Genomic DNA, 2890 nt, shown 5'->3' on the forward strand with positions numbered 1-2890 from the left:
AGGATGACGGGCTCGAACCGCCGACCCCCTGCTTGTAAGGCAGGTGCTCTCCCAGCTGAGCTAATCCTCCTGGGTATTAAGCGAAGCGATGTCCTACTCTCACAGGGGGAAGCCCCCAACTACCATCGGCGCTAAAGAGCTTAACGTCCGTGTTCGGTATGGGAACGGGTGTGACCTCTTTGCCATCATCACTTCACTATAAACATTGACTTCTAATCTTTCATGTAATTGTTATCAGAAGTACTATCTATTATCACTAAGCTTTTCACTTGCTAGTGAATCGCCCTTTTGTTAAGGACAAGATTTATATTATCATATCTATAAATAATTGCAATACCTTTTTTTCGTTTTTTTTGATAAAAAAAGTTTTTTTTAAAAAAGCACCATATATAGTGAAATTTTAAACTTATCATACAAGATATTGCTGCTAAGTGAAGATAAACAGCAATTATTAATAAAGCTTATAGTTACTATAATAACGAATAATGTTTTTTGTTGTCATCTTTTTCTTTAAACTTTTTAATAAAAATTATCTGAGTTAATTTCATAACTCTAATCCCTTGTCTCCCAAAGGTTTCAAAACAATAAAAAACGGGCACCTCCTCGATTTGTTATAAATTAAGTGAAAAACTAAAAATTATCCAACAAATGAATACCCTATGACCATTGTAAAACAAATGCATCTATTTGGCATCCATGAATTAGTGGGAATGGAAAGTTCTCATCCTTTTGATAGGATTTTAGCCACTTCGATTTACAGCTGATCTTCCAACTGTTCCGTAAAAACACAATGTATAGTGCACTAAGAGAATTAAACTACGAGGCGATTATTCAATCGTTGATCATTCGCATTGTGGAACGTATTCCAATGGGGAAGGATTTAGTCAAACGTCTAAAATATAATCTTGTCTTTCGTTTAGATTGCGGCTTTTTAGTTTCCGATTAGGTACCTTCTGAAGCTTCTTATTCACATATGGTCGACGTGATTAGCCGGTCAGAGGAGTTTCTAGATGATGAACACTTAGGTTTTGACTCGGCACATTTTGAAGCTCGAGATGGGCCAAAACCATCTAAGAAAAAGAAAAAGCACAAAAAACTAACGGGTTCTCTTTTGGGAGAGAAATAAACAAAATAAATAGTCAAAAGACAGACCAATTAGCAATATATTGGTCTGTCTTTTTTGTCGTATATATAAGGTTTATGTTAAAATCCCTTTAGAATTAGCAGAAAATCAGCATAAAAAATATTGGACAATAATCATTATCTTTACTGTTTATAGTGCTATTTCAATCCAAAGTATGCTCAAATGGCATTGACCATTTTGAGAACTTATTATAACTTTTGTATACCATACAAAACACCCGATGGAGAAAAATTAACTCCTGCTCAACGACTTGGTATTACTAAAAAGTTATTTAAGATAAGAACTAAAAATAAGGAGGGACGAAATGACAAATATCAAGGGATACACTTGTAGTTGCTGTGGAGAGTACCGCGACGAGCTTCCAACCAGTTACGGAACCTTCGCACCCGCTTACTACGAATTTGCCCAATCAGAAGAACGGAAAAGAAGGTTCGAACTAAGTGAAGACTTATGCGTAATGGACAATGAACATTTCTTTATTCGAGGATGTGTTGAAATTCCTATAATCGGTACTCATAAAGAATTCATATGGGGAGCTTGGGTTTCACTGAGTGAAGTTAATTATAAGAAAGTAAAAGAACATTGGAATAATCCAGAACTATTAGAGCCAATGCTTGGTTGGTTTTCTACTGCATTGCCTTGTTATCCTGATACGATAAACTTGAAGGCGAAGGTTCACCACAGAGCAGATGGAATTAGACCTTATATTGAACTCGAACCAACAGACCATCCTTTGGCAGTGGAATTTAGAAACGGAATTACAATTGAACGGGTACAAGAAATAGCTGAAGAACTTTGTGTGAATAATGATAATGAAGAAAAAGAGCATTGATTTTATCATCAGCGCTCTTTTTCTGCGATTTAATGTGTTAATTTGATGCTGATTATATTGATATTTAACTCTATTTTTTTCGATTTTCCCTTTCAGCCAAAGTGGGGCGTCAAGAAAAATAGTGACGGTAAACACATGGTCTGGTTCAACTTTAAAGGGCATTTAGTTGTGTCAACAAAAAGCCAGTACATTGTGGCATGCTTGATGTCATCTAGCAATTTAAGCGATAGTAAAGCTGGGATTCCACTGTTAAAAAAAGGAGCGGAAGTAGTATCAAAAATCCGTTTACAACAGCGGTTTTCGATGCAGAATATGATTATGAAGCGATTTACCGCCAAATCCTGAATCAAGATATGAAAGCAGTCATTCCTTATGGCAAACATCGTGGGTCTGAACTTGAGCTTTGATATGGATTTCCGTCCAACGTGTGTGCATGAACATAGCTGCTGTTACGACAGCTTTGATGAGAAATATCACACCCTAAAATTTACGCGTACGAAAGCAGGTGTAACCTGTCCATTACGTGACGATTCACTTTGTCAAAAGATCTTCAAAATTAAGTGTGAGACGAATATTGGCAAATATACGTATCCAGCAAGAGGCGCCCCATTAAGGGAAAAACTTTACAAAGAACGTACAGCTGTTGAACGCGTAAACGCTTAATTAAAAGAATATTTTCAATTAAACGATGTCTGTCATCGAACAGGCAGAAAGCCAACCTACACTTCAATATGATGACATTTATAATCAAGTTGCCCAATGAAATAACCGTATCTGACTTTTAGGAGTTAGAGGGGGTCAAAGCATATAAAAAAGCCTGAAACGATTATATATCGTCTCAGACTTTTATGATGACCCGTACGGGATTCGAACCCGTGTTACCGCCGTGAAAGGGCGGTGTCTTAACCACTTGA

The 2890-nt window shown here is 36.7% G+C and carries 3 protein-coding genes, 1 rRNA gene and 2 pseudogenes; 5 read left to right on the forward strand and 1 reads right to left on the reverse strand.

Annotated elements, in window-relative coordinates:
• Positions 1-80: 80 nt before the first annotated feature.
• Positions 81-196 (reverse strand): 5S ribosomal RNA (rrf, locus tag AC3II9_RS21305).
• A 609-nt stretch (positions 197-805) separates the two neighbouring features.
• On the opposite strand from rrf, the pseudogene AC3II9_RS21310 reads away from it, so the two are divergent.
• The 5 genes and pseudogenes from AC3II9_RS21310 to AC3II9_RS21330 all read left to right on the forward strand — a co-directional run.
• Positions 806-943 (forward strand): annotated as a pseudogene (locus AC3II9_RS21310) (IS5/IS1182 family transposase); the annotation flags it as partial.
• 342 nt (positions 944-1285) lie between these two features.
• Positions 1286-1477: pseudogene (locus tag AC3II9_RS21315) on the forward strand (hypothetical protein); the annotation flags it as partial.
• The gene (locus tag AC3II9_RS21320) at positions 1449-1976 is read left to right on the forward strand and encodes a DUF2199 domain-containing protein (RefSeq protein WP_489158702.1); all 528 of its coding nucleotides are present in this window, start codon (positions 1449-1451) and stop codon (positions 1974-1976) included. The pseudogene AC3II9_RS21315 and the gene AC3II9_RS21320, both read left to right, overlap by 29 nt.
• Before the next feature lie 45 nt (positions 1977-2021).
• On the forward strand, positions 2022-2321 hold the full coding sequence (locus tag AC3II9_RS21325) for a transposase (protein ID WP_489158704.1): 300 nt from the start codon (positions 2022-2024) through the stop codon (positions 2319-2321).
• A gap of 27 nt (positions 2322-2348) precedes the next feature.
• Positions 2349-2639 (forward strand): hypothetical protein, encoded by a 291-nt coding sequence (locus AC3II9_RS21330; protein WP_489158706.1) that lies wholly within the window; start codon positions 2349-2351, stop codon positions 2637-2639.
• Positions 2640-2890: the final 251 nt, after the last annotated feature.

The sequence above is a fragment of the Lysinibacillus sp. RU7 genome (assembly GCF_057837305.1).

Bases quoted from the DNA above. Each gene is read 5' to 3' on its own strand.
- AC3II9_RS21320 (WP_489158702.1), top strand. From the start codon at position 1,449: ATGACAAATATCAAGGGATACACTTGTAGTTGCTGTGGAGAGTACCGC.
- AC3II9_RS21325 (WP_489158704.1), top strand. From the start codon at position 2,022: ATGCTGATTATATTGATATTTAACTCTATTTTTTTCGATTTTCCCTTT.
- AC3II9_RS21330 (WP_489158706.1), top strand. From the start codon at position 2,349: ATGGCAAACATCGTGGGTCTGAACTTGAGCTTTGATATGGATTTCCGT.